The organism is Oleiphilus sp. HI0123 (assembly GCF_001635315.1).
Genome location: NZ_LWGE01001639.1, coordinates 1 through 1,609, shown reverse-complemented (window position 1 = coordinate 1,609; position 1,609 = coordinate 1). Strand labels below are relative to the sequence as shown.

The following is a 1,609-nucleotide window of genomic DNA, read 5'->3' as shown; positions in this document are numbered from 1 at the left end:
TAAAATGCACTTGTTAATATTTTTTAAAGTCGGGTCTGTATATGTCTTATTCACTTTTACGAAACTTATTATTTACACTGCCGCCTGAGACAGCTCATGAGCTTTCGTTGGATTGGATGAGCGCGTTCAATCGTTTGGGGTTGATTTCACCATTTTTGCCAGATGTGGTTTCTGACCCAGTCGAAGTGATGGGGGTACAGTTCCCAAACCGAGTCGGTCTCGCAGCAGGTTTGGATAAAAATGCCGATCACATTGATGCGCTGGGCCGAATGGGCTTTGGTTTTGTCGAGGTGGGTACAATCACTCCTCGACCACAACCGGGAAATCCCAAACCTCGTTTATTTCGCCTGAAAGAGAACCAGGCAATTATTAATCGAATGGGCTTCAATAATGAAGGGGTTGAGCACCTGTTGCAGCAGGTTGCAGCGAGTCAGTACAAAAATCCTATTGGAATTAATATTGGGAAGAATTTTGATACGGCTGTTGAGGATGCGAATTCAGATTATATAAAATGCCTTAACGCGGTTTATTCTCGTGCTACCTATATAACTGTAAATGTTTCGTCGCCCAATACGCCCGGCTTGCGTACCCTTCAATTTGGTGAGTCTCTGAACTCTTTGCTTGACGCGATTAAGGAAGAGCAGGCTAAACTGGCAGAGAAGCATGGCCGTTATGTCCCCATTGCAATCAAAATTGCTCCTGATATGACTAACGAAGAGCTTGTGATGGTTGCGCAGTCGCTAAAAGCGCGTGAACTGGATGGTGTAATTGCGGGCAATACTACATTGGCTAGAGAGGCTGTTCAGGGCTACCCCCATGCGCACGAGGCAGGTGGTTTGAGTGGTGCTCCGTTAACGACGCGATCGACCGAGGTGATCTCTCAGCTGAAAGCCGAACTTGGAGAGAGTCTGCCTATTATTGGCGTGGGGGGGGTTATGTGCGGTCAAGATGCGGTGGATAAGATTAATGCCGGGGCAAGCCTGGTACAGATCTATACAGGTTTCATTTATAAGGGGCCTGCTTTAATAAGAGATGCTGCCTTAGCGATTAAGTCGATGCGTTAAGCATAAAAAAAGGCCCTGATGTGGGCCTTTTCAATTTCAATTTCAATTTTTGCTATGTTGTGATCCCGGGGAGTTTGTGAATACCGGATACTCCAACTAGACCGTCCCAGTTGTCGCCTCTACCTTCACGCCAGCCACTTAGCCAGTTTTGCTTTGCGGTGGTAGTAGAATTAGGGCAGAGAGATTTTGATTTTCCTGTAATGCCTGCTTGATAACCTTTTTTAAATGCTCTTTGATCAATATCACGCTTTTGTCTTTTCATTCGTTATGAACCTCATGAACATGCTTTAAACATTGTTATTTATAAGTAGCGCAGCAACGTTGTACCCGAAGGGGTTACGAAGCTTAAAGGTAATTCAACTCCTATTGAGTGCAAATGAATTGTTATAGTGTTTTGCCGGCGGCAATAAGCTTTGCTTGTCTTTTCTGGGCCGGGCTTTTAGTTAAGCTAAATTTCTGTCTAAAGTACATGACTAATTCTTTCTATATAACACTATTTATATATAGCTTTAGTATAAGCTTCCGTAATAGCTTGTTTTATAGGG

Annotated in this window: 2 protein-coding genes; one reads left to right on the top strand and one right to left on the bottom strand. The window is 43.9% G+C overall.

The genetic code is table 11. The features are described 5' to 3' along the window. The first annotated feature begins 41 nt into the window (after positions 1-41). On the top strand, positions 42-1,064 hold the full coding sequence (locus tag A3761_RS22080) for a quinone-dependent dihydroorotate dehydrogenase (RefSeq protein WP_068553453.1): 1,023 nt from the start codon (positions 42-44) through the stop codon (positions 1,062-1,064). A gap of 52 nt (positions 1,065-1,116) precedes the next feature. Here A3761_RS22080 and rmf read toward each other — a convergent pair whose 3' ends face one another. Next, positions 1,117-1,326, bottom strand: coding sequence for a ribosome modulation factor (gene rmf / locus A3761_RS22075; protein ID WP_068509010.1), 210 nt, complete (start codon positions 1,324-1,326; stop codon positions 1,117-1,119). Positions 1,327-1,609 lie beyond the last annotated feature (283 nt).

Coding starts and splice junctions, on each gene's coding strand:
- A3761_RS22080 (WP_068553453.1), top strand. CDS start 42: ATGTCTTATTCACTTTTACGAAACTTATTATTTACACTGCCGCCTGAG.
- rmf (WP_068509010.1), bottom strand. CDS start 1,326: ATGAAAAGACAAAAGCGTGATATTGATCAAAGAGCATTTAAAAAAGGT.